This is a genomic window from Streptomyces sp. NPDC048337, from assembly GCF_043201175.1.
GTDB lineage: Bacteria > Actinomycetota > Actinomycetes > Streptomycetales > Streptomycetaceae > Streptomyces.
Map to the genome: position 1 here is coordinate 186476 of NZ_JBICYR010000007.1, position 24173 is coordinate 210648.

Annotated in this window: 21 protein-coding genes and 1 pseudogene; 8 read left to right on the top strand and 14 right to left on the bottom strand. The window is 71.4% G+C overall.

Annotated features, from left to right (window positions below; genetic code table 11):
- Positions 1 to 256 precede the first annotated feature (256 nt).
- The 9 genes from ACGFYU_RS14550 to ACGFYU_RS14590 form a co-directional block, all read right to left on the bottom strand.
- Entirely contained in the window at positions 257 to 1069 is an 813-nt protein-coding gene (locus ACGFYU_RS14550; RefSeq protein ID WP_393827628.1) for an HAD family hydrolase, read from the bottom strand.
- Entirely contained in the window at positions 1066 to 2343 is a 1278-nt protein-coding gene (serS, locus tag ACGFYU_RS14555) for a serine--tRNA ligase (protein WP_393827629.1), read from the bottom strand. Before serS ends, ACGFYU_RS14550 begins: the two co-directional genes overlap by 4 nt.
- Before the next feature lie 525 nt (positions 2344 to 2868).
- Positions 2869 to 3804, bottom strand: coding sequence for a prephenate dehydratase (gene pheA / locus ACGFYU_RS14560; protein WP_393827630.1), 936 nt, complete (start codon positions 3802 to 3804; stop codon positions 2869 to 2871).
- Between the two features lie 43 nt (positions 3805 to 3847).
- A complete protein-coding gene (efeB, locus tag ACGFYU_RS14565) occupies positions 3848 to 5206 on the bottom strand; it encodes an iron uptake transporter deferrochelatase/peroxidase subunit (RefSeq protein WP_393827631.1) in 1359 nt (452 codons plus the stop codon).
- Positions 5131 to 7122 (bottom strand): copper resistance CopC/CopD family protein, encoded by a 1992-nt coding sequence (locus ACGFYU_RS14570; RefSeq protein ID WP_393827632.1) that lies wholly within the window; start codon positions 7120 to 7122, stop codon positions 5131 to 5133. Before ACGFYU_RS14570 ends, efeB begins: the two co-directional genes overlap by 76 nt.
- Positions 7123 to 7144: 22 nt before the next feature.
- Positions 7145 to 7621, bottom strand: coding sequence for a copper chaperone PCu(A)C (locus ACGFYU_RS14575; protein ID WP_393827633.1), 477 nt, complete (start codon positions 7619 to 7621; stop codon positions 7145 to 7147).
- Complete coding sequence (locus tag ACGFYU_RS14580) at positions 7618 to 8271, bottom strand: SCO family protein (RefSeq protein WP_393827634.1); 654 nt, start codon at positions 8269 to 8271, stop codon at positions 7618 to 7620. The genes ACGFYU_RS14575 and ACGFYU_RS14580 overlap by 4 nt, the downstream gene beginning before the upstream one ends.
- A gap of 60 nt (positions 8272 to 8331) precedes the next feature.
- The gene (locus tag ACGFYU_RS14585) at positions 8332 to 9063 is read right to left on the bottom strand and encodes a YcnI family protein (protein ID WP_393827635.1); all 732 of its coding nucleotides are present in this window, start codon (positions 9061 to 9063) and stop codon (positions 8332 to 8334) included.
- Positions 9064 to 9172: 109 nt separating this feature from the next.
- Positions 9173 to 10024: a hypothetical protein gene (locus ACGFYU_RS14590; RefSeq protein ID WP_393827636.1), complete on the bottom strand. Its 852-nt coding sequence runs from the start codon at positions 10022 to 10024 to the stop codon at positions 9173 to 9175.
- A 262-nt stretch (positions 10025 to 10286) separates the two neighbouring features.
- On the opposite strand from ACGFYU_RS14590, the gene ACGFYU_RS14595 reads away from it, so the two are divergent.
- The gene (locus ACGFYU_RS14595) at positions 10287 to 10730 is read left to right on the top strand and encodes an ATP-binding protein (RefSeq protein WP_393827637.1); all 444 of its coding nucleotides are present in this window, start codon (positions 10287 to 10289) and stop codon (positions 10728 to 10730) included.
- Positions 10731 to 10802: 72 nt separating this feature from the next.
- On the opposite strand, the gene ACGFYU_RS14600 is transcribed toward ACGFYU_RS14595, so the two are convergent.
- Both ACGFYU_RS14600 and ACGFYU_RS14605 read right to left on the bottom strand, forming a co-directional pair.
- Positions 10803 to 12269 (bottom strand): aminopeptidase P family protein, encoded by a 1467-nt coding sequence (locus ACGFYU_RS14600; protein ID WP_393827638.1) that lies wholly within the window; start codon positions 12267 to 12269, stop codon positions 10803 to 10805.
- Between the two features lie 131 nt (positions 12270 to 12400).
- Positions 12401 to 13930: a PP2C family protein-serine/threonine phosphatase gene (locus tag ACGFYU_RS14605; RefSeq protein ID WP_393827639.1), complete on the bottom strand. Its 1530-nt coding sequence runs from the start codon at positions 13928 to 13930 to the stop codon at positions 12401 to 12403.
- 420 nt (positions 13931 to 14350) lie between these two features.
- On the opposite strand from ACGFYU_RS14605, the gene ACGFYU_RS14610 reads away from it, so the two are divergent.
- Positions 14351 to 15070: a bifunctional DNA primase/polymerase gene (locus tag ACGFYU_RS14610; RefSeq protein WP_393827640.1), complete on the top strand. Its 720-nt coding sequence runs from the start codon at positions 14351 to 14353 to the stop codon at positions 15068 to 15070.
- Positions 15071 to 15223: 153 nt separating this feature from the next.
- Positions 15224 to 15799, top strand: coding sequence for a hypothetical protein (locus ACGFYU_RS14615; RefSeq protein WP_393827641.1), 576 nt, complete (start codon positions 15224 to 15226; stop codon positions 15797 to 15799).
- Positions 15800 to 15978: 179 nt separating this feature from the next.
- Here ACGFYU_RS14615 and ACGFYU_RS14620 read toward each other — a convergent pair whose 3' ends face one another.
- The 3 genes and pseudogenes from ACGFYU_RS14620 to ACGFYU_RS14630 form a co-directional block, all read right to left on the bottom strand.
- Complete coding sequence (locus ACGFYU_RS14620; RefSeq protein WP_393827642.1) at positions 15979 to 16953, bottom strand: DUF5926 family protein; 975 nt, start codon at positions 16951 to 16953, stop codon at positions 15979 to 15981.
- 172 nt (positions 16954 to 17125) lie between these two features.
- Positions 17126 to 17727: pseudogene (locus tag ACGFYU_RS14625) on the bottom strand (ATP-binding protein).
- A gap of 85 nt (positions 17728 to 17812) precedes the next feature.
- On the bottom strand, positions 17813 to 18613 hold the full coding sequence (locus ACGFYU_RS14630; protein WP_393827643.1) for a glycerophosphodiester phosphodiesterase: 801 nt from the start codon (positions 18611 to 18613) through the stop codon (positions 17813 to 17815).
- A 225-nt stretch (positions 18614 to 18838) separates the two neighbouring features.
- Here ACGFYU_RS14630 and ACGFYU_RS14635 point away from each other — a divergent pair, with 225 nt between their 5' ends.
- The 5 genes from ACGFYU_RS14635 to ACGFYU_RS14655 all read left to right on the top strand — a co-directional run bounded on the left by ACGFYU_RS14635 (position 18839) and on the right by ACGFYU_RS14655 (position 24166).
- Positions 18839 to 20362, top strand: a complete 1524-nt coding sequence (locus tag ACGFYU_RS14635; protein WP_393827644.1) for a S1C family serine protease — start codon at positions 18839 to 18841, stop codon at positions 20360 to 20362.
- Positions 20363 to 20441: 79 nt separating this feature from the next.
- A complete protein-coding gene (locus ACGFYU_RS14640) occupies positions 20442 to 21347 on the top strand; it encodes a LysR family transcriptional regulator (protein ID WP_393827645.1) in 906 nt (301 codons plus the stop codon).
- A gap of 90 nt (positions 21348 to 21437) precedes the next feature.
- The gene (locus ACGFYU_RS14645) at positions 21438 to 21986 is read left to right on the top strand and encodes a cysteine dioxygenase (RefSeq protein WP_393827646.1); all 549 of its coding nucleotides are present in this window, start codon (positions 21438 to 21440) and stop codon (positions 21984 to 21986) included.
- Positions 21986 to 23032, top strand: a complete 1047-nt coding sequence (locus ACGFYU_RS14650) for a YeiH family protein (protein WP_393827647.1) — start codon at positions 21986 to 21988, stop codon at positions 23030 to 23032. Before ACGFYU_RS14645 ends, ACGFYU_RS14650 begins: the two co-directional genes overlap by 1 nt.
- Positions 23033 to 23212: 180 nt before the next feature.
- Complete coding sequence (locus ACGFYU_RS14655) at positions 23213 to 24166, top strand: trypsin-like serine peptidase (protein ID WP_393827648.1); 954 nt, start codon at positions 23213 to 23215, stop codon at positions 24164 to 24166.
- Positions 24167 to 24173: the final 7 nt, after the last annotated feature.

The window sequence follows — 24173 nt, forward strand, 5'->3', positions numbered from 1 at the left end:
CGGCTACTGGTTCTTCACCCTCTCCTACGCTCCGCTGCTCCTGTGGGGCCCGCTCCTGGCCATCGTGACCGTGGCGTACTGGCGCCGGCGCCGACTCCACGGCTGACGCACGGAAAATCGCTGGTACGGGGAGTGCGCCGGGGGCAGAGTGAGTCGTGCGGGGAGCAACAAAAGGTCCGGGACAGCCACTTCGAGCGCGCCTCGCGGCGCGGGCTGTCCCGGACCTCTCGTACGTCGTGCGACGCGTCTCGTTTGGCTAGGCGGCGCCCAGCAGGCGCTCCAGCACCACCGCGATGCCGTCCTCCTCGTTGGAGGTCGTCACCTCGTCGGCCACTGCCTTCAGCTCCGCGTGGGCGTTGGCCATCGCCACCCCGTGCGCGGCCCAGCCGAACATCGGGATGTCATTGGGCATGTCCCCGAAGGCGATGGTCTCCGCGGCCTTCACACCGAGCCGACGCGCGGCCAGGGACAGGCCCGTGGCCTTGGTCAGCCCCAGCGGGAGGATCTCCACTATCCCGGGACCGGCCATCACGATGTCGACGAGGCTGCCCACGGTCTCCCGGGCCACCTTGACCAGCGTGTCGTCGTCCAGCTCGGGGTGCTGGATGTACAGCTTGTTCAGCGGAGCCGTCCACACCGCGGCGGTGTCCTCCAGGTAGACGGCAGGGAGGCCCTCCTGCACCTGGTAGCCGGGCCCGAAGAGGACCTCGCCGTCCACCCCGTCCCGGCTGGCCGCCAGGGCCAGCGGCCCGACCTCGGCCTCGATCTTCGACAGCGCCAGGCCGGCGAGCTGCCGGTCCAGCGTCACCGAGGTCAGCAGCCGGTGCGCGCCCGCGTCGTAGACCTGCGCGCCCTGCCCGCACACGGCGATCCCCTGGTAGCCGAGATCGTCCAGCACACTCCGGGTCCACGGCACGGCGCGGCCGGTGACGATGATGTGCGCCGCGCCCGCCGCAGTGGCCGCGACGAGCGCCTCACGGGTGCGTTCCGAGACCGTGTCGTCGCCACGCAGCAGCGTGCCGTCGAGATCGGTGGCGACGAGTTTGTACGGGAAGGGGGCCGTGCTCACTTGGTGATCGGCTCCAGGACCTCGCGGCCACCGAGGTACGGACGGAGCACCTGGGGCACCCGTACCGAACCGTCGGCCTGCTGGTGGTTCTCCAGGATCGCGACGATCGTGCGCGGTACGGCGCACAGGGTGCCGTTCAGCGTGGACAGCGGCTGGGTCTTCTTGCCGTCGCGGTAGCGGATCGACAGGCGGCGGGCCTGGAAGCTGTCGCAGTTCGAGGCGGAGGTCAGCTCGCGGTACTTGCCCTGGGTCGGGATCCAGGCCTCGCAGTCGAACTTGCGCGAGGCGGAGGCGCCCAGGTCACCGGTGGCGACGTCGATCACCTGGAACGGCAGCTCCAGGCTGGTAAGCCACTGCTTCTCCCACTCCAGGAGGCGCTTGTGCTCGGCCTCGGCCTCCTCCGGCGCGACGTACGAGAACATCTCGACCTTGTCGAACTGGTGGACACGGAAGATGCCGCGGGTGTCCTTGCCGTACGTACCGGCCTCGCGGCGGAAGCACGGCGAGAAGCCGGCGTACCGCAGCGGCAGCTTGTCGGCGTCGATGATCTCGTCCATGTGGTACGCGGCGAGCGGGACCTCGGAGGTGCCGACGAGGTAGTAGTCGTCCTTCTCCAGGTGGTACACGTTCTCCGCGGCCTGGCCGAGGAAGCCGGTGCCCTCCATGGCGCGCGGGCGGACCAGCGCGGGGGTGAGCATCGGGATGAAGCCGGCCTCGGTGGCCTGCGCGATGGCCGCGTTGACCAGGGCCAGCTCCAGCAGTGCGCCCACACCGGTCAGGTAGTAGAAGCGCGAGCCCGACACCTTGGCGCCGCGCTCGACGTCGATGGCGCCCAGCGACTCGCCGAGCTCCAGGTGGTCCTTGGGCTCGAAGCCCTCGGCGGCGAAGTCGCGGATGGCGCCGTGCGTCTCCAGGACGGTGAAGTCCTCCTCGCCGCCGACCGGGACGTCCTCGTGGACGATGTTGCCCAGCTGGAGCAGGAGCTGCTTGGCGGCCTCGTCGGCCTCGTTCTGCTCGGCCTCGGCCGCCTTGACGTCCTGCTTGAGCTGCTCCGCCCGCTTCAGCAGCTCCGCCCGCTCCTCCGGAGAGGCCTTGGAGACGAGCTTGCCGAGCGACTTCTGCTCATTGCGCAGTTCGTCGAAGCGCATGCCTGAGGACCTGCGGCGCTCGTCGGCGGAGAGCAGTGCGTCGACGAGGTCGACGTCCTCTCCACGGGCGCGCTGCGAGGCGCGGACACGGTCAGGGTCTTCACGGAGCAGCCGGAGGTCAATCACCCCTCCAGGCTACCGGGCCGGGGTTCCTGGGATCACACCGATATCACGCTGCGTGTCGCTATGTCCCAATTGCCGCGGATGTATAAGTCTTGACGGCTGGCCGGAAGTGATCCTTCTCGGGTCGTCAATAAAAGCGGCCCATTCCCCGAAAAGGGGCACAACTCCGCGGGCGGGGAGGCCCTGAGCAGGGCCGGAAGGCGTTCCTCGTCCACAGGAATTCCCGCCGCCTCCACCTTATCCACAGGCTGTGCGCCGCATCTGTGGACACGGAAATAGATCATTCGTGATCGGCGGCCCGCCGAGGCGAATCAGGGTTCAAACCACCCTCACACACTCATTCGGGTGGGAATGACTCGCTCCAAAGAGTTGATCGGTGATACGGGGGTGACGCCGTTCACCTTCCGCTCCCCAACGCGAAACCTGGGCCACCCGACCGATTTGTCGACCTTGTCATGCCGCTCTGTCGACTTGTCCCCAGGTCCCCATCTCGGCCTGTGGATAACTGTGTGGACAGTGGACGAAGTCCTACGGCCGACCGTCGAGGCAGCGTGTCAGCCAGTCCGAGGCGGCCGTGAAATCGCCGTCGGAGGTTCCGGGCCGCGGAGAGCGCACGTCACTCTGAGCGACGCCTGCCCGCGGGTAGGAGCCGAGGAAGCGGACCTGCGGGCACGTGCGCTTGAGGCCCATCAGGGCCTCGCTGACCCGACGGTCGGAGACATGGCCCTCGGCGTCGACCGCGAAGCAGTAGTTGCCGATGCCCTGACCCGTCGGGCGGGACTGGATCAGCATCAGGTTGACCCCGCGCACGGCGAACTCCTGGAGGAGCTCCAGCAGCGCACCGGGGTGGTCGTCGCCGAGCCACAGCACGACCGAGGTCTTGTCGGCGCCGGTCGGTGCCGCGGGCCGGGCCGGCCGCCCGACGAGCACGAACCGGGTCTCGGCGTTCTCCGCGTCGTGGATCTCGGTGACCAGCGGGACCAGCCCGTAGGTGGCGGCGGCGAACTCGCCCGCGAAGGCGGCGTCGAAGCGGCCCTCCTGGACCAGCCGGGCACCGTCGGCGTTCGAGGCGGCCGACTCCCACACCGCGTCGGGCAGATGGGCCCGCAGCCAGTTGCGCACCTGGGGCTGGGCCACCGGGTGCCCGGTGACGGTCTTGACGTCGGACAGGGCGGTACCGGGCCGGACGAGCAGCGCGAAGGCGATGGGCAGCAGCACCTCGCGGTAGATCATCAACGGTTCGCCGGAGGCCAGCTCGTCGAGAGTGGCGGTGACCCCGCCCTCCACCGAGTTCTCGATCGGCACCAGGGCGGCCGCGGCCTCGCCGTTGCGCACGGCGTCCAGGGCGGCCGGCACCGACACCATCGGGATGAGTTCCCGGGTGGCGGCTTCCGGCAGCGTGCGCAGGGCGGCTTCGGTGAAAGTGCCCTCGGGACCGAGATACGTGAAGCGGGTGGCCGACATGCGATCAGCGTAATGCCGGGGCGGTGCCCGTCGGGGCGCTTGTTCACCCTTCGAGCAGGCGTTGCCCCACGTACTCGCCGGTGCGGGGGCCGGGCGGAACCGCGTACAGGCCGCTGGACTCGTGCCGGATGAACTGCGACAGCGCGTCCCCGCGGTCGAGCTTGCGCTGGACGGGGACGAATCCCCGCAGCGGGTCGGCCTGCCAGCAGATGAAGAGGAGCCCGGCGTCGGGGGTCCCGTCCGCCCCGATCCCGTCGTGGAAGGAGAAGGGGCGCCGCAGCATCGCGGCCCCGCCGTTCTGCTCGGGGGCGGAGATCCGGGCGTGCGCGTTGGACGGGATGACCGGCTTGCCGTCGGGGCCGATCTTGTCGAGTGCCATCTTCGTGGTCTCGCTGCCGCCGGTCAGCGGCGCGCCCGTGGCCTTGGTACGGCCGATGACCTGCTCCTGCTGCGCGAGCGACTGCCTGTCCCAGTCGTCGAGGAGCATGCGGATCCGTCGGACCACCGCGTACGAGCCCCCGGCCATCCAGGAGTGCTCGGCCGGACCGGGGCCCGCGCCGGGGACGAAGATCCGCTTGTCGAAGTCGGGATCCGAGGGCTTCGGATTGCCGGTGCCGTCGATCTGGCCCATGAGGTTGCGGGCGGTCATCGGGGTTCCGGTGGCGCCGGGGGACCGGTTGAAGCCGTTCATCTGCCAGCGGACGCGTGCGGCGTCCCCGGCGTCCTTCTGGAGAGCGCGCAGCGCGTGGAAGGCGACGAGCCCGTCGTTCGCGCCGATCTGGACCCACAGGTCGCCGTTGCTGCGCTGGGCGTCGAGCCGGTCGGAGGAGAAGTCCGGCAACGGGTCCAAGGCGACGGGGCGGCGGCTGGTGAGGCCGGTGCGTTCGAAGAAGGAGTGGCCGAAGCCGAAGGTGACCGTGAGGGAGGACGGGCCGGCGTCGAGGGCGATACCGGTGTCCGCGGACCCGGAGGTCTCGCCCGCCATGAGCCGGCGGGCCGTCTCCGACCAGCGCCGCATCAGCGCGGCGGCCTCCGTGCGGCCCGCGCCGGCCGCGAGGTCGAAGGCGACCACATGACCCTTGGCCTGGAGCGGCGTGGTGATGCCGGCCTGGTGGTCGCCGTGGAAGGCGACCTGGGTGGCGCCGAGGGAGCTCAGGCTCCCGGCGGCGCCCGGGGCCGAGCCGCTCCCGGAGTCGGCGAGCGCGGAGTGCGCCAGGGCGCCGCCCGTGGCGCCGAGCGCGAGCCCGGCGGCGCCCGCGGCGCCGACGGTGCCCAGCAGACGGCGCCGGGAGATCTCGATGTCGGGGTTGCTCTCGGTCACGCTGTTCAGCCGATCTTCACTGTCTTCTGGACGGTCGTCTGGTCGATGTCGGAGGTACGGAGGGTCACGTCGATGCGCCATTCGCCGGCGAGCGGCAGCTGTACCCCGGACGCGGTCCAGTGTCCGGGGGCGGCCTGCTCGGGGACGAGAGGCAGGGGACCGATGTCCTTCGCGGGGAGGGTGAAGGCCACCTTGACCTCGGGGAGGTCGAAGGGCTTGCCCTCGCCGGACTCGGCCCACAGGTGCAGGGTGTTGGCTCCGACCCGACCCGGGTCGAGCTCCAGCCGGATGTTCCCCTTGCCGTTCTGGCCACCCGTGTCGAAGGGCAGGGTGATCTTGACGGCCCGGTCGGGAACGGCGGTGGCAGCCCCGCTGCGGCCGGTCTCCCGCTCCACGGTGCGCCCGGGCTCGGTGCTGGTGAGGACCGTGGTGACGGCGAGCAGGACCACGGCGACGGCCGCCTCGGCCAGGACGGAGCGGCGCAGGCCGGCGCGGTCCGGGTCGGCGTCCCGGACCTGCTTCTCGCGGGCGTTCTCGCGGGCGGCCTGCTGCCGGGCGAGCTGCGCGGCGCGCTTGGGGTCGGCCGGCACGGTGACGGGCTGTGTTTCACGTGAAACATCGCGCTGCGCGACGACCTTCGCCGCCCGTCCTGCGCCGGCCTCGTCGACCGCGTTCGCTGCCTTTGCTGTGTCGGCCTCTCGGGCGTCGGCGAGCCGTGCGGTCCACCGCCGGGACACGGAGGCGATCCCGACGAGGACGGCGACCAGGCCGACCTTCAGGAGCAGCAGCCGTCCGTAGTCGGTGCCGGTGAGGGCGGACCAGCTGCCGATCTGACGCCAGGACTGGTAGACGCCGGTGACGGCGAGCACCAGGACGCTGACGAAGGCGACCCGGGAGAAGCGCCGGACTGCCGCCCGCTCGATACCGGGGACCTTGTACAGGGCGACGAGCAGCGCGGCGAGCCCGCCCAGCCAGGTGGCGACGGCCAGCAGGTGCAGGATGTCGGCGGGCATGGCGATGCCGGGCTGGATACCGGTCGAGGCGTGCTCGGACAGGGCCCAGGTGGCGGCGATACCGCCGGACACGACGGCGCCGCCGATGGCCAGGCCGAAGGTGAGGTCGCTGGTGTCCTTGGACTCCTCGCCCCCCTCGCCTTCCTCCTCGGTGCCCTGCACGCGGCGGGCGTAGACCCCGAAGAGGACCGCGATGAAGAGGGCCGCGGCGCCGAGCAGGAGCAGCCTGGAGACCAGTGAGGCACCGGCCTTGGTCTCCAGGACGGCCTTCAGGGCGTCGAGGTCGAAGGCGTCGCTGAACTTCCCCGACCCGGTGTACGGCCCGCGGAGCACCAGCATCGCCAGGGTGGCGGCGGTCAGGGTGACCCAGGCGCGCACGACCAGCTTCTGGAGCGGCCGCTCGGCGGCCCCCCGGCGCCAGCACAGCAGGATGAAGGCGGCGCCGCCGACGAGCACGGTGAAGCCGGCGTAGGCGGCGTAGCGGGCGATCCCGTAGGCGACGCCGACCGGACCACCGCCCGCCTGCCGGGTGGGGAGGGCGACCTCGGTGGCCGAGGGCGCGCCGACGGAGAAGGTGAAGGCACCGGAGATCGGGTGGCTGTCCGCGGAGACGGCCTGCCAGGCGACGGTGTAGGTGCCGTTGGGCAGGCCGGCATGGAGGGCGGTGCCGTAGCGGATGGTGTTCCCGCTGCACATGTCGCGCAGTTCACCGGTGTCCACGCGCTTGCCCTTGGGGTCCAGGACGCGGATGGAGTCGTCGCCCATGGCGACCTGCTCCGAGAAGGAGAGCGTGACCTGGGCGGGCGCCGTGGCGACCACCGCCCCGTCCTTGGGGTCGCTCGCGGTGAGTGCGGCGTGCGCCGCGGCCGGGGAGGCCGCGGTGAACAGGGTTGCCAGCAGGGCTGCGAGGACCAGCGCGAGCCGCGGCAGGAGTGCCGTGGTGCGGGCGCGGGCCAGGGAGGAGGCGGGGGCGGTGGCCGTCATGGCGTGTCGGTACCTCGGTCCGTCAGTGGGCGGTGGAGCTTTGGGCGTTGTACGTCCGTTCCTTCACGTCGAGCTCGACCTTCACGGGGTCGGCCTTCTCGAAGCGCAGCTCGACGGTCACCTTGTCGCCGACCTTCGGGGTGCTCTTGAGCCCCATGAACATGACGTGGTTGCCGCCGCGCTCCAGCTTGAGCTCACCGTTGGCAGGCACGTCCAGGGACGGGACCTGCTGCATCTTCTGGTCCTTGGTCTCGTGGATCTGGAGATCGTCCGAGAGCGTGGAGGTGACGCCGGTGAGCTTGTCGGCGGTCTTGGACTCGTTCTTGATGACCATGAACGCGCCGGCCATCTTGTCGTTGACCGGCTGGGGCATGAAGGCGCCGCTGACCCTCATCGAGGGCTTGGCCGCGTCGTCCGAGGAGGCGGAGCAGCCGGATATGCCGAGGGCTGCCGTCAGGGAGAGGGCGGCGGCCAGGGTGCGGGTGGTGCGGGTGTTCACGGGTTCTCTCCCTTGATGATCTTCGGCAGGTCCTTGGTGTAGTCGTCGACGGTGGTGCCCTCGCCGTAGAGGACGTAGCCCTCGTCGGTCTTGGGCGAGAACGCGATGACCTGGGCGCCGTGCATGGAGACGACGCTGCCGTCGGCCTCCTTCTTGGCGGCCTCGATACCGATGCCGAGCGAGCGCGCGGCGGCCTGGATGGTGGCGAAGTCCCCGGTCAGTCCGATGAAGGACGGGTCCTGGGCCTTGAGCCACGCGCCGAGGGAGGCGGGGGTGTCCCGTTCGGGGTCGGTGGTGACGAAGACGACCTGGAGGTTGTCCTGGTCCGCCTTGGGGAGTGCCTTCTTGGCGACGGCGATGTTGCTCATCGTCAGCGGGCACACGTCGGGGCAGTTGGTGTAGCCGAAGTAGATGAGCGTCGGCTTGCCCTTGGTCTGCTCGCGCAGGTTCCACGGCTTGCCGGTGGTGTCCATCAGGACCAGCTCCGGCTTGGTGAAGGGGCGGTCCAGGACGGTCGCGGGCTTGGCCTTGTTCTGGCCACCGCTGATCTGGGTCACCGAGTCGGTCTTGACGGGTTCACCGCCGCAGGCGGTGAGGGTGAGCGCGGCCGCCGCGAGGAGAGCGGCGACCGTCGCACGTGTGGTGCGCATGGAGATGTCCCTGGGATCGGGGATGTTGAACGGATGTTGAACGGATGGTGTTCCGGTGGATCAGGCGGAGCGGCGGCGCGAGGCGACGCCGAAGGCGACCCCGCCGAGCCCGATGACGATGCCGGCGATGCCGAGGGCGCGCGCGGTCGTGTCCGAGCCGTGCTTGTCGGCGGCCTCGTCGTGGCCGTGCCCGTCGTTCTCGTCCTTGCCGGAGTTCTTGCCGTCGGCCTGCTTGCCACCGGCGTCGTGGTGGTCGTCGGCGCCCTTGGCTGCGGTCAGCTTGAGGACGGGAGCGGGGGTCTGCGGCTCCGGCGCGCCTTCCTTGGCCTCCTCGATCCAGCGGACGACCTCGTTGTTGTCGTACGTCTGGATCGCCTTGAAGACCATCTGGTCGGCGTTGTCGGGGAGCTTGCCGACGGAGACCGGGAACTGCTGGAACCTGCCGGGCTCGATCTTGCCGCCGCTCCAGGTCACCTTGGTGACGGCCTCGTTGACCTGCTTGCCGTGGACGGTGAGCGGCTTGTCGAGCTTGCTCTTCTCGACCGTCACGGTCCAGCCGGGGATGTCCTGCGGCATGACGGACGTGAGCGGCTGGTCGATCGGGAAGTTGACCTCGAGCTGCGTGGTCGAGGCGTTGTCACGCTCGTTGGGGACCTTGAAGTTGATCGTCGCGTAGCCGCCCTTGGTGGCCTCGCCGGGCTGCACGCTCACGTGCGCGAAGGCGGTGCCGGACAAGGCGAGGACGGCACCGGCGGCGAGCGCGGCGGCGAAGGGGATGCGAGAGGTCTTCATGGCGAAACACTCCACGGAAGCAGGGGTGACGGTGGCTCCGCGCACGGGCGCGCGCGGAGTTCGCGGCACCGGTGCTCCCACCGTGTGTCCCGGGGAGGAGGGTGCCGCGTCAGGCTGCGAGGGCGAGTGCCGCGGGCGGCCCGCGCCTGATCACGGTGTGCTGGAGCGACTCCCGGCCGGTCGCGGCCGGGGATGCCGCTTCGGTGCGCGGGCCCCTCGGCGTACGGGCGGGCGCCCCCGGGAGACCTGCGCCGAGGGCCCGTACGAAGGCCAGCGCGGCGCGCAGCGGTCGTACGGGATCGGCTTCGGCGGAGAGCCGGGACAGTTCGACGAGGCGGAAGAGCGCGGCGTCGCCGCGGCCGAGCAGCCAGCCGGCGGCGAGCGCGGCCAGCAGGTGGCCGAGCAGCATGGCCGGGCTGAAGAGGCCGGTCGCGGGCATGGCCGCGGTGGCGGCCTGGGCCAGGTGGGCGTGTGCGCCGTGGCCCTGTGCCGCGATGTGTCCCGCCTGGCCGAGCTCTCCGGCCTGTGCGGCCAGGGCGGCCGGGTCCAGGCCGGCGGTCTCCAGGATCTGCCGCGCGTCGGCCGGGCTGAGCGGTACGGAGTTGCCCCCGCACACCAGCCGCGCCGCGAGCGCCGCGAGCGAGCCGTCGGCGGTCCCGGCCGGGTCCTGGGCCTGGGCCGTCACCGCGTCGTGCTGGCCGAGGCCGAACAGCACGTGCAGGGTGAGCTGTCCGGCCGCGAGCCCGGCGGCGATGCCGGGCAGCGTGCGCCGGCGCCCCGCGAGCGGGGCCGCGACCGCGAAGACGGCGAGGAAGCCGAGGCACAGTGACCACCAGGGCACGGTGGCGCAGGACGCCAGGGCGTGCCCGGCCGCGGACAGCACGACGCAGACCGCGGTGAACACCGCGGCCCGGATCAGTCGGAGGCCGGCTCCGGCGTGCGTCGCGTGGGGGGCAGTCATGGCCGGGCCATCATCGCACTGCGCTTAGGCCTTTCATACGGCAGGTCCGGAAGGTCCCTTGAGTCCCCCTGGAACACCCCTCGAACGCCCCCTCGCAAGGCCCCCGGGCGCCTCCTCCGGCACGGCCGCACGCACCCGCAGCGATCTGCCGGCCCGCATACACCGGTGCCCGGGAGAGTCGCATCGGCCGAACGAGGGCAATGAGGGCTCCCACGGCCGCCGGGGCGCTTACGGCCCCCCGCGGGCGGCAATAGGTAACCGTATGAGCATCTGGTGGTCTCTCCACTTGAGGCGCGAAGCCGCGAGCGTGCCGCTCGCCAGGCGACTGCTGCTGGGGACGATGGAGACCGCGGGGGTGGACCCGGACATCTCCTTCGACCTCTCGGTGGCCCTGAGCGAGGCGTGCGCGAACGCGGTGGAGCACGGCGGGGGCGACGGCATCCCGGACGAGGCCGAGGCGTACCACGTCACGGCCTATCTGGACGGGGACTGCTGCCGCATCGAGGTGACCGATTCGGGTCCGGGGTTCCCGCCCGCGACGGTGGCCCGCCTCAGACCCTCGCTTGCGGAGCACGGCCGGGGCCTGCACCTGATCGCGGAACTCGCCGATCACGTCCGCTTCCGCAACAGGCCGGGCCGCGGCGCCGTGGTGAGCTTCGACAAGGTGCTGAAGTGGCGTGACGACGCGCTGCTGAAGGTGTCGTAGGAACGCCGAGGGCGGGCCCCCGTACCGGGAAGCCCGCCCTCGTCACGCATGATCCGTGCGGTCGGCCCTGTGTCAGCCCTTGAGGCGCGCCATCCAGGCCTCGACCTCGACCGAGGTGCGGGGCAGCCCGGCCGACAGGTTCCGGTTGCCGTCCTCGGTGACCAGGATGTCGTCCTCGATACGGACGCCGATGCCGCGGTACTCCTCGGGCACGGTCAGGTCGTCGGCCTGGAAGTACAGACCCGGCTCGACGGTGAGGCACATGCCCGGCTCCAGCGTGCCGTCGACGTACGCCTCGGTGCGCGCGGCGGCGCAGTCGTGGACGTCCATGCCGAGCATGTGGCCCGTGCCGTGCAGGGTCCAGCGGCGCTGCAGGCCGAGCTCCAGGACGCGCTCGACCGGGCCCTCCAGCAGGCCCCACTCGACGAGCTTCTCGGCCAGCACGTGCTGGGAGGCGTCGTGGAAGTCGCGGAACTTCGCCCCCGGCTTGACGGCTGCGATGCCGGCTTCCTGGGACTCGTAGACCGCGTCGTAGATCTTGCGCTGGATGTCGGTGTACGTGCCGTTGATCGGCAGCGTGCGCGTGACGTCGGCGGTGTAGAGGGCATGGGTCTCCACGCCGGCGTCGAGCAGCAGCAGGTCGCCGGAGCGGACGTCGCCGTCGTTGCGGACCCAGTGCAGGGTGCAGGCGTGCGGGCCGGCGGCGCAGATCGAGCCGTAGCCGACGTCGTTGCCCTCGACGCGGGCGCGCAGGAAGAAGGTGCCCTCGATGTAGCGCTCGGAGGTGGCCTCGGCCTTGTCGAGGACCTTCACGACGTCCTCGAAGCCGCGGACGGTGGAGTCGACGGCCTTCTGCAGCTCACCGATCTCGAAGTCGTCCTTCACGGCGCGGGCCTCGGAGAGGTAGACGCGCAGTTCCTCGTCGCGCTCCTTGGTCACCTTGTCGGTGAGGGCGGCCTCGATGACCGGGTCGTGGCCGCGGACGTTCCGCACCGGACCCTCGGCCTCGGTCAGGGACTCGGCGAGCTCGCGGACGTCCTTGGCGGGGATGCCCAGCAGCTGCTCGGCCTCGGCGAGGGAGTGGCGGCGGCCGACCCACAGCTCGCCCTGGCCGGACAGCCAGAACTCGCCGTTCTCGCGGTTGGAGCGCGGCAGCAGGTAGATGGTGGCGCTGTGGCCGGTCTCCCCGGTGGGCTCCAGGACCAGGACGCCGTTCTCGGTCTGGTCACCGGTGAGGTACGCGTACTCGGTGGAGGCGCGGAAGGGGTACTCGGTGTCGTTCGAGCGGGTCTTCAGGCGGCCCGCGGGGACGACGAGGCGCTCGCCGGGGAAGCGCGCGGACAGCGCGGCGCGGCGGGCGGCGGTGTGCGAGGCCTGGGCGATGGGCTCCAGTCCGTGCAGTTCGGTGTCCGCCCAGCCGGAGCGCATGTTCTCGGCGAGCTCGTCGCTGACGCCCGGGTACAGCCCGTTCTTGCGCTGCTTGTGCGTCTTCTTGGGCTGCTCTTCTTCCGGGGTCTCCGGGGTGAGCTCGTCAGCCACGTCTTCTCCTCAGCTACGACAGACACGGACCTGGGTGTGGACCTCATCCATCGTATGTGCGACCGGACAGCCCCCGGCGGGCCGTGTGCCCTATCACACAAACAGCGACAAACACCACAAGCAATGACAGATCAGTCGAACCGGGCGGCGAGCAGCACGATGTCCTCGGGGAGGTCGGCCGGCTCCCCCTCGGGCAGCACGGTCCGCAGGATGTGGTCGCAGAGGGCGGCCGGGTCCTCCCGGGCGGTACGGGGCACCCCCGCGGCCGCCGCGTGCAGCCGGGCGTAGGCCCGGTCCATCGGGTCGCCGGTACGGCGCAGCAGCCCGTCGGTGTACAGCAGCACCGTTTCTCCGGATGCGGGCTCGAGCTCCACGCTCGGTGCCTCCCAGCAGGACAGCATCCCCAGCGGCGCGGAGAGCGAGGTCTCCACGTACTCGGTGCGCCGCTCGCCGATCAGCAGCGGCGGGGTGTGACCCGCCCCGGCCAGGATGATCTTGCGCTGGGCGGGCTCGCAGTAGGCGAAGAGCGCGGTGGCCGAGCGCGCCGGCTCGGTGAGGCGCAGCAGCAGCTCCAGGTCGGACAGGACGGCGACGGGGTCCTCGCCCTCCATGACGGCATAGGCGCGCAGGGAGGCGCGCAGGCGGCCCATGGCGGCGACGGCACTGGGCCCGGAGCCGGTGACGGAGCCGACGGCCAGTCCCAGGGCGCCCTCGGGCAGCGGCAGGGCGTCGTACCAGTCGCCCCCGCCCAGCGGTCCCGTGTGGTGGCGGGCGGCCAGCTGCACCCCGGGGACCCGGGGGAGCCGGCTGGGCAGCAGTTCCTCGGCGACGGTGGCCAGGCGCGAGCGGGAGCGCTCCACCTCCAGCATCCGGGCCAGGTGCTCGGCGCCGTGCCGTACGTACAGGCCGACGAGGTCGCGCTGGCGGTCGTTCGGCTCGGCCTGCTCGTCGTAGAGCCAGACGGCGGCGCCGAGTCGGCCGGTGGCCTCCGCGGTCAGCGGCAGCGCGTAGCTGGCGGCGTAGCCGAGACGGGCGGCGACCTCGCGGTGGCGGGGATCGACGGGGGCGGCGAACCCGCCTGTGCCGACGGGGGCGTCCGGTTCGGGCAGTACCTCGGAGCCGCCTTGGGCATCGGGCAGCCCGTCGAGGATGCGGCCGTACGAGGTCGCGCTGCGCGGCACGGTCTCGATGTGCCCGAGGTCGGCGTGGCCGAGGCCGAGGCCGATGGTGCTGGTGGGGCCGAGCCCGTCCGAGGGCTCGAGGACGATCAGGCCGCGGCGGGCTCCGACGAGGGCCGCGCCGGCACGGAGGAATTCGTGGAGGGAGGAGTCGAGGTCGCCGGTGCGGGCCAGCCGCTCGGTGAGTTCGTGGAGGGTGGTGAGGTCCGAGACCATGCCCGCGAGCCGGTCCTGGATGAGACTGCCCGGGCCGGGTGCGGGGGCCGGGGCGGGAGCAGTCCGTGCGGGCGTGGGCGCCACAGTGTGCGGTGACGCCGGAACTGTTGGATCGATTCCAGCCACTTTCGGCAGATGCGGAGCGCTCATGGCGTCCGCCTTTCCACCTGGTGCGATTCGCCATATAGCATCGCAAACCCCCAGATCGTGCTGCGCCGCCATCAAGGAATCCACATCTACACGCACACATGGATGCATGTCCAGCATTGCCCAGGTGGGAATCCTGGTGTCCGTGGGGCGGCAACTCACGGTCCGGCCAAGGCTAGAACTTGGCCGGAAAAAGCTGGAAGCCGACGGTTTTTGAGGTCGACTGGACGGGCTCCACAAGGGGTTCGGGTACGTAATCGGTAGTGCCCGGGGCCAGTTGGCCCCACCCTTGCCCGGCCCCTGCCCCGCCCCGGGAACCGTCCGGCGCGGGCCGTCGTCCTTAGCGGCGGCAGCCGGTCTGGGCACCGGTGCGGGTCGCGCTTCGCCCCCGCCGGACGTTTGATGGACCCGTAAGAAAACTGCACGAACCGTGTGAACCTGCTTATAGCGGACAGTGACGCGAAACGTGTACGTGTGGTGAGACACCGCTTACGTGGTGTGATGTGGCCCTCGGCGTTCAACGGAAAGGAACGAGCGCTCATGCGCGAGATCCTCGGAAGGCGTCTCCAGCGGCTCCGCGATCGCTTTCAATCCCTGCGCCCCGCCCCGGGACAGAGCGGCGCCACGCCGGCTCTCCTCGACGCGGCGCTCACCTGCGCCACCGTCTGGCAGTGGCCCGTGTTGCCCGGCGTCGGCCGGTCCGCCGCGGACGGCTCGCGGTGCGCCTGCCCCGACCCCGACTGCGTCGTCCCCGGCGCCCACCCCTTCGACCCCGGACTGCTCGCGGCCACCACCGACCCCCGGATGGTGACCTGGTGGTGGACCAACCGGCCCACCGCCCCCGTCCTGATGGCCACCGGCGGGACCGCCCCGTGCGCGGTGAGCCTCCCGGCCGGTGCCGCCGCGCGGGCCCTCGTACGACTGGACGCGCAGGGCATGCGGCTCGGGCCGGTCGTGGCCTCGCCCACCCGCTGGTCACTGCTGGTGGCGCCGTATTCGCTGGAGCGGCTCGGCGAACTCCTCTACGCCAAGGACCAGGTGCCCTCGTCGCTGCGCTTCCACGGTGAGGGCGGCTATCTGTTGCTGCCGCCCTCCGCCGCGTCCAGCGGCGGCCAGGTGCGCTGGGAGCGGGAACCGCGGCCGGGGCCGGGGCGGTCCGGCGCGGCACGGCTGTGGCTGCCCGAGGTCGAGGCGGTCGTGGACGCGCTGGTCGAGGCGAGCAGCGGCGCGCCCGGCGGCGGCAGCAGGCTCGCGTACTGATCCACCCGAGCTCGCTTACTGATCCACCCGAGCTCCCGTACTGACCCACCCGCCACCGGCAGATCACTCGTACGGGTGCCAGCGGGACGGGTTTCCAAGGGAATTGGGCGCGGGGATCTCCGCGCCCCATTCCCGCATCGCTATCTTCGGCGAATGAATCTCCGCCTGATCGGTATCGGCGCCGGTGTGCTGATCATCTTGTCGCTCCCCCTGGCCGGAGCGATCGCCGGGCCGGATTTCGCCGGTCAGGATGACGGAAAAGGCGGCGGCCTGTTCTCGGCGCTCGGGCTTTCGGACTCTTCGCCCACCGGCCCGGAGAAGCCCGCGCGCTCGCCGGCCGCGGCGGCCGGGCCCCAGCAGCCCGGTCCGCCCGAGCAGCCGCGTACGGATTCCACCTGCGGACCCGAGGTGTCCTCGCCGCACGGAGTGGAGGCGCAGACCTGCGTCCTGGTGGCCGAAGGCCGGACGTGGGGCCGGAGTTACTACCGGAACACCAGTGGGCGCGCGCTGGACGCCGTGCTGACGGTGATGGGGCCGGCCGGGCGGACGGTGCAGATCCGCTGCGCGGTCGGTCCGGGCGACGAGCCGGGGCTGTGCGAGACGCCGCGCGAGGAGTCGACCGGGGCTCCGGACAGCTACTCGGCAGTTGCGGAGTTTGCAGTTCCGGATGACGAAGGGCAGCTGCTGCTGCGGTCCGGGAGCAACTCACCGGCACCGGGCGACGGTTGAGCACCGCCGAAATGGAAGGGCCCGGTCGCTGGCGACGGGGGATGCACCAGCGACCGGGCTACAAGAACGGTAACAAGAGATCGCCTGTTCGCAAATTCGATCTCTGATATTCAGACACCGATTTGCAGACGATTAGCGGGAGTTGTGACTCCTGTCACCGGCTCTGCGCGAGGCGCAGGTCAGCTGAGGGTCACCTGGCGGTTGGTGAGTCCGCCGCGCGCCCGGCGCTCCTCCGTGGTCAGCGGTGCGTCCGAGGCCAGAGCCCCGGCCAGCCGCTCCGCGAACTCCGCGGCGGGCTTCTCGACATCGTCGGCCGTGACCCCGGTGGGCAGGTCCCAGACCGGGACCATGAGGCCGTGCGCGCGGAAGGAACCGACGAGCTTCGTGCCCTCGCCGAGCGAGGACGTGCCCGCCGCGTGCAGCCGAGCGAGGGCGTCGAGCAGCTTCTCCTCGGGGTGCGGCATGACCCAGCGCAGGTGGTTCTTCTCCGGCGTCTCGCACCAGTAGGCCGCGTCCACGCCGGCCAGCTTGACGGTCGGGATGGCTGCCGCGTTGGCGCGCTCGAGGGAGGCGGCGATCTCCGGGGAGGCGCTCTGGGCGCTCTCCGCTTCCGGAATCCAGAATTCGAAGCCGCTGTGCACAACAGGCTCGAAACCGCCGTCGGCATCCAGGAGATCCTGAAGTCGCGGCCCCTCGACCGGAACTCGGCGGGCCGGAAGAGGAGTGCCAGGCTCCGCTACGAGGGCACGCTCCAGGGTGTCGGCCATGTCGCGGCCGAGGTCCCCGGTGGAGGACTCGTTCTGCAGACCGAGCAGGACGGATCCGTCCTCGCGGCGCAGCGCCGGCCAGGCCATGGGGAGCACGGTGACCAGCGTGACGGAGGGGACGCCCTCCGGCAGGCCGCCCTTGAGGGTCAGGGGGACCGTGGCCGCGGGCACGAGCTCGCGCAGCGCGACCCAGTCGCACTCGCCGGGCAGGCCCTCGAAGGGGCGCTGCACGTGCTCGGTGGCGGCGTGCGCCGCGGCCGCGCCGTGGCAGGCCTTGTAACGGCGCCCGGATCCGCAGGGGCAGGGCTCGCGGGCGCCCACCACCGGGATCTCACCGTTCTTGAGCTGCGGCTTTGCAGTCTTGGCTGCGGGGCGCTTCTTGGCCATCGTGCGTGTCTCCCGGTTGCGGCGGTACGGCGTCGTGTCTGGGCGCGAGCCTAGCCGTTCGTACCGCCTGAACCGGTGGGGTGCGGCCGGGAGCACGGTCGGCGTGCGCTCCCGGACGGCCGCTCGTACGGATGACCGGTCATGCTGTGTGCTGTTGTCGGGGATCCCGGATTCACGGATCCAGATCGTCGAAGGCCGTACCGAAGTCGATCGCCGGGGGCGCAACGCGCGTAGCGAAATCCTCGTGCCGGGCCCCACCTGCGACGATCACCCAGACGGTGACCTCGCCTGACGCACCATCCCGGACACCCCAGTCCTGAGCCAGGGCGCTGATGATGTTCAGCCCCCGGCCGCCGCGTGCGGTGACCGAGGGCGTCGCGGGAACAGGGCGAGTGGGCCCGCCCCCGTCCGTGACCTCGACCGTCAGCCGCCCGGCATTGTCGACGCGCCAAGCGGCGCGTATCTCCCCGTCCCCGACTTCCCTGGTGCCCAGTGGCCTGCCGTGTCGGCAGGCGTTGCTGAGCAGTTCGGAAAGGATCAGTACGGCATCGTCCACGACCGATTCGGAAACCCCGCTGATCCGCAATTGCTCGCGCATCCGGTGTCTCGCCTCGCCCACGCCCGCAGGACCATGGCGTACGTCCATGCACGACGACGTGGGCACTTCCTGTGCCACCACCAACGCCACCCCCGGAACCTCCTTAGCCCCACGCATGGTCTGGATGCCCCAATGGCCTGGACCGGAAACCGCCGAAGCGGAGCCCTTGGACGCATTGGCGACGGCCGAATGCGGAGCGGATGCGCCGGGGCACACCCTGTGACGGGTGGGGTGTGGGTGAGGGGTGCGCAAAAGGGGGCGTCAGCGCCCCAGTTGGGACAGAACCTGACGGGGTCTGTTCGTGATGATTGCTTCCACGCCGAGATCAGCGCACAGCTGAACGTCTTCCGGATCGTCCACTGTCCATACGTGTACGGAGTGGCCCGCGGCCTGGAGCTTGCGGATGAAGCCGGGGTGGTTGCGCACGATCCGCATCCCGGGACCGGCGATCCGGACCCCCGCGGGCAGCCGGCCGTCGCGCATCCGGGGCGAGATGAACTGCATGAGGTACACGGTCGGGATCGTCGGGGCTGCCGCCCGTACCCGGTGCAGGGAGCGTGCGGAGAAGCTCATCACCCGCACGGGGTGCGGGCCCTCGGCGGGCGGGGCGTCGAGGCCGAAGCGCTTGAGGAGGAAGAGGAGGCGTTCCTCCACCTGTCCGGCCCAGCGGGTCGGGTGCTTCGTCTCGATGGCGAGCTGCACCGGCCGCCCGGCGTCGGAGACCAGCTCCAGCAGGCGCTCCAGGGTGAGGACGGAGGTCCGCTCGGGGTCCGCGTCCCAGTCGGGGGACTCCTCGCGGTCCTTCCAGGAGCCGAAGTCGAGGGCGGCGAGATCGGCGAGCTCCAGGGCGGAGACGGCGCCGCGGCCGTTGGAGGTGCGGTTCACCCGGCGGTCGTGGACCAGGACCAGATGGCCGTCGGCGGTGAGCCGGACGTCGCACTCGAGGGCGTCGGCGCCGTCCTCGATGGCCTTCCGGTAGGCGGCCAGGGTGTGCTCGGGGGCATCCTCCGAGGCGCCGCGGTGGGCGACGACCTGGATGGGGCGCGGCGTTGCGTGGGTCACCGGGTCATGGTGCCACCGAGAGGCCCCTCGGCGTCGAGGCCGCCTCCTGCGGATGTGTCCGAAATGTCGGATATAAAGAATGACGGGAGATGCACAGGTCCGGCTTACAGTGCTCTGACGGGTGATGGGAAAGGCTTTGCCCAGGAACTTGTGCGGCACGTCGAACGTTCAGCCGGACCGATCGCCAGAGATTTCCGAAGCCGTGTGTGACGAGGAGAGAGCGCTGTGAGCACCGAGAACGAGGGCACCGCGGCCCCCGCAACCCCCGCGGCCCCGTCCGCACCCCCTGCTCCGCAGCCGGCCGACGCACCCCAGGCCCCGGCGCCCGCCGCCGCTCAGGCCCCGGCCGCGCCGGCGCCGGAGCCCGCGCCCGCGGACGGAGCCGCCGAGCCGGTGACCCAGCAGCTCCCGCCGACGCCCGCCCCCGGCACCGAACCGACCCAGCAGATCCCGCCCACCCCGGAGCCCCCGGCCGCGGCTCCGGCTCCGGCCGCTCCCGCCCCGGCCGCCCACGGAGCCGAGGGCTGGCCGCCCCCGCCGCCCACGGTGCCCGCGTACGGCGCCGGCGGCGGCCACGGTGGTGGTGCCTGGGGTACTCCCCTGACCGCGACCGGCGTCCCGCAGCCCAAGCCGAAGGGCAAGGGCGGCCTCATCGCGGGCGTGCTCGTGGCGGCCCTCATCGCGGGCGGCATCGGCGGCGGCGTCGGCTACTGGGCCGCCGACCGCAGCAACAACGGCACCGGCTCGACCACGATCAGCGCGGGCAACACCCCCAAGGAGCTCAAGCGCGAGGCCGGCTCCATCGCCGGCCTGGCCGCGGGCGCACTGCCCAGCGTGGTCACCATCGAGGCCTCGGCCGGCGACGGCGAGGGCGGCACCGGCACCGGGTTCGTCTACGACCAGCAGGGCCACATCCTCACCAACAACCACGTCGTGGCCTCCGCCGCCAACGGCGGCAAGCTCACCGCCACCTTCTCCGACGGCAAGAAGTACGAGGCCGAGGTGGTGGGCCGCGCCCAGGGCTACGACGTCGCCGTACTGAAGCTGAAGAACCCGCCGGCCGGCCTCAAGCCGCTGCCGCTCGGCGACTCCGAGAAGGTCGCGGTCGGCGACCCGACCATCGCGATCGGCGCTCCCTTCGGCCTGTCCAACACGGTCACCACCGGCATCGTCAGCGCGAAGAACCGCCCGGTCGCCTCCGGCGACGGCTCCGGCGGCAAGAACTCGTACATGAGCGCGCTCCAGACGGACGCCTCGATCAATCCGGGCAACTCCGGCGGCCCGCTGCTCGACGGGCGCGGGGCCGTCATCGGCATCAACTCGGCGATCCAGTCGGCCGGCAACGGCGGCTTCGGCGGCGGCCAGGCCGGTTCGATCGGCCTCGGCTTCGCCATCCCGATCAACCAGGCGAAGAACGTCGCCGAGCAGCTGATCAAGACGGGCAAGCCGGTGTACCCGGTCATCTCGGTCTCCGTGGACCTCCAGGCCAAGGCCGAGGGCGCCAAGATCTCCGAGCAGGGCGCGCCCGCCAACGACCTGGTCGACCCGAACGGCCCGGCCGGCAAGGCGGGCCTCAAGCCCGGCGACGTCATCACCGAGTTCGGCGGCAAGCCGGTCGACAGCGGCCCGACCCTGATCAGCCTGATCTGGACCTACAAGCCGGGCGACACCGTCCCGCTGACCTACCTGCGCGGCGGCAAGCCGACCACGGTCGACATCACCCTCGGCTCGCGGATCGGCGACAAGTAGCAGCCGGTGTCTTGATGGTGAGGGGCCGTGGGCGGGATTCCGCCTACGGCCCCTCCCAACGTCCGCTTATGCTTCACGGGTGTTCGATTCCCGGCACATACGGACCTTCCACGCGGTGGTCGCCTCCGGGTCCTACTCGGCGGCCGCCCGCATGCTCGGGTACACCCAGCCCGCGATCACCCAGCAGATGAAGGCGCTCGAACGCGCCGTCGGAACCCCGCTGTTCACCCGTGTGGGCAGAAAGATGCAGCCCACCGAGGCCGGGGAGTCCCTCTTCCGGCACTCCGAAACCATCCTCGGCAGTCTCTCCGCCGCCGAGGCCCAGCTGAAGGCCTACGCACGGCTGCGCACCGGCCGGGTCCGGCTGTGCGGCTTCCCCAGCGCCAATGTCACCCTCGTCCCCGAGGCCCTGAGCGGCCTGGCCAAGGACCATCCGGGCATCCAGGTCGAGCTGCTGGAGGGAGAGCCCCCGGATTCCCTGCGCCGGCTGGAGCGAGGGGAGTGCGACATCACCCTGGCCTTCACCTATCCCGGGCTCCACGAGGAGATTCCCGAGGAAGTCGCCGAGGTCAGGCTGCTGGAGGACCAGCTGACGGTCCTGCTCCCGACCGGGCACCCACTGGCCCGGCGCCGCGCCGTGCACCTGGCGGACCTCGCCGAGGAGCGCTGGATCGCGGGCTGTCCGCGCTGCCGGGCCAACCTGCTGCACGAGTGCGCTGAGCTGGGCTTCGTCCCCGACATCCGCTTCGCCACCGACGACAATCTGGTGGTGCAGAGCCTGGTCGCCCAGGGCCTGGGCGTGGCGATGATGCCCGCACTGGTGCTGCCCTCCCTCTCGCTGACCCGGGTCTGCGGGCGGGCTCTGCAACCCGCCGCCCGCCGCCACATCGCCGCCTACGTCTACCGCGATCACCTACGGATCCCGGCGACGGCCGTGGTGCTCGATGCGCTGAAGCGGGTGGCGGCGAACCGGGTGGGCTGCTGACCGCCCCGTGGCCAATCCATAAGCGGTGCTTGGGATTTCGGGTCATAACTGTCGTTGGACGTGATGGAATGACGGCAGGACGCTGCCGTTATGACCACCACGACACCGGCCCGTACGACCACGAGGATGGCCGCCCTCGTCAGGGAGATCCGCACGGTTGTGGATCGGGGGCTGGCCCCCGATCTGACCGCCTACCTGGTGGGTGAACTGCTGGGCCCGCATCTGGGCGCACCGGACCTCCTGACAGCCGCGCAGCAGGAGGGTGACCCGGAGCGGTACCGGCAGCACATCCTGCACGCCGAGTCCGACGGCAGCTTCTCGGTGGTGGCGCTGGTATGGCTGCCCGGGCAGGAGACCTGTATCCACGACCACGTGTCGTGGTGCGTGGCGGGGGTGCACCAGGGGGAGGAGAGCGAGCGCCGCTACCGGCTCGCGCCCGGCGCGGGCCCCGCCCGGCTGGTGCCCACCGAGGACGTGGTCAACGGCCAGGGCGAGGTCTGCGGGTTCGCGCCGCCCGGTGACATCCACAAGGTGCGCAACTCCTGTCGTACGAAGGCGATATCCGTGCACGTGTACGGGGCGGACGTGTCCCGGCTGGGCACCAGCATCCGGCGCGTCTACACCCAACCTGTCGACTGATGGCCCTCCTCCACCGCCCTCGCAGTGCGGCGGGCCGGCATGTTTCACGTGAAACATCCACTCCCTGGCCCGGGTTGGCGGCGGCAGCGGGCGGCGCGCTGGCGGCCTGGTGCATCCACCGCGTCGCGCCCGCCGTTCCCATGCTGACCGCGTCGGTGGTGCTGGGCATCGCCGTGGCACACCTCCCCGGCCTGCGGACCTTCGTACGGGGAACCGCGCGACCGGGCCTTTCCCTGGCCGGCCGACGGCTGATGCGGATCGGCATCGTCCTGCTGGGGCTCGGACTGGGGCTGGATCAGGTCCTGCGACTGGGCTGGGCGACCGTGGCCATGGTGGTCGGGGTGGTCGTGGCCACCTTCTTCGGCACCCTGTGGATGGGCCGCCGCCTCGGACTGCCGGGCGACCAGCCGCTGTTGATCGCCACCGGGTACTCGATCTGCGGGGCCTCGGCGATCGGCGCGGTGAGCGAGGTGTCCGGCAGCGACGAGGAGGACGTGGCCGCCTCGGTGGCGCTGGTCACCCTGTGCGGGACGCTCGCCATCGCGGTACTCCCGCTCTTCCAGGGGCCTTTGGGGCTGTCCGATCCGGCCTTCGGGCGGTGGGTCGGCGCCGGCGTGCACGATGTCGGCCAGGTGGTGGCGACCGCGCAGACCGCGGGCCCGGACGCGCTCGGCGAAGCGGTTCTGGTCAAGCTGATGCGGGTGGCCCTGCTCGCACCCCTGGTCGCGGCGGTCGCCTTCTCCGTACGGGCCCGGCGGCGCGGGGTGCGCACGCCCTCGGGACGCCGCCCGGCACCGGTGCCGCTGTTCGTGGCCGGGTTCCTGGCCGCGGCCGCGCTGCGTGCCACGGGCGTACTGCCCGAGGTGGCGCTGGAATGGGCGCACACCGCACAGGAGGCGCTGCTCGCGGCGGCCCTCTTCGGCCTCGGGAGCGCGGTGCACCTGCCGACACTGGCCCGCACCGGCGGGCGGGCCTCGGCGCTCGGGCTCGGGGCCTGGGTGGTCGTGGCGGGGGTCTCGTACGCGGGCGTACTGCTCACCGTATGAGCCGCACACGGAAGGGAGTTGGCCAAATCATGGCCGGAACCGACCGAACGTTCTGACTGGCCGCTGACATCGACGCGCGGCCGTGCCACTCTGCCCCCGGCAAGCCGCACAGCCGATCCGCACCGACCGTTCTTCACCCCCCACCTTGCCCTGGTCCGGGCACGGCAGAAGGAGTCATGCGTGAATCGTCATCGCACAGCCTTGTCGGCCCTCTTATCCGCAGGCGCCCTGATCACGGGCGTCCTGACGGCGGCCACCCCCTCGAGCGCGGCGGACACCCCCGCGTCCTTCCGGCAGCAGCACACCCAGGGCTTCTGGACCGCCGAGCGGATGCGGGAAGCCACGCCGCTCGACATCACGGCGGCCCCCGGCACGGCCCGGACCCCGGCCGCCGCCCCGGCCGCGCCGACCAGCATCCCCCCGACGGCCTCCACGGCCGCCTCCCCCACGGCGTTCCCGCAGGCAGGCGGCGCCTGGACGGGCGGCGGAGCCGTCGTGAAGACCTCCGGCCGGGTCTTCTTCACCATGGGAGACCGGACCGCCTCCTGCTCCGGCGACTCGATCACGAGCGCCAACGGCAGCACCGTCATCACGGCCGGCCACTGCGTGAAGTACCAGGGCGCCTGGCACACGAACTGGGTCTTCGTCCCCGCCTACAACAACGGCAACGCGCCCTACGGCCAGTGGTCGGCCACCAAGACCTTCGCCACCGACCAGTGGGCCGCGAGCGAGGACATGAACATGGACGTCGGCCTCGCGGTCGTCGCCCCGCTGAACGGCCAGACGCTGAGCCAGGCCGTCGGAGCCCAGGGCATCCTCTTCAACGGCGGCTACAACAAGAAGATGTACTCCTTCGGCTTCCCCGCGGCGGCCCCGTACGACGGGACCAAGCTGGTCTACTGCAGCGGCAACAGCGGCAAGGACTTCCTGCTCACCAAGGACCACAGCCTGGCCTGCAACATGACCGGCGGCTCCAGCGGCGGCCCCTGGTTCCAGGACTTCAACGAGGCCACCGGCCTCGGCACCCAGGTCTCGGTGAACAGCTTCGGCTACACCTTCCTGCCGAACCGCATGTACGGCCCGTACTTCGGCAACGAGGCGAAGGCGGCCTACGACAAGGCCCAGACCGCCTGACCCCACA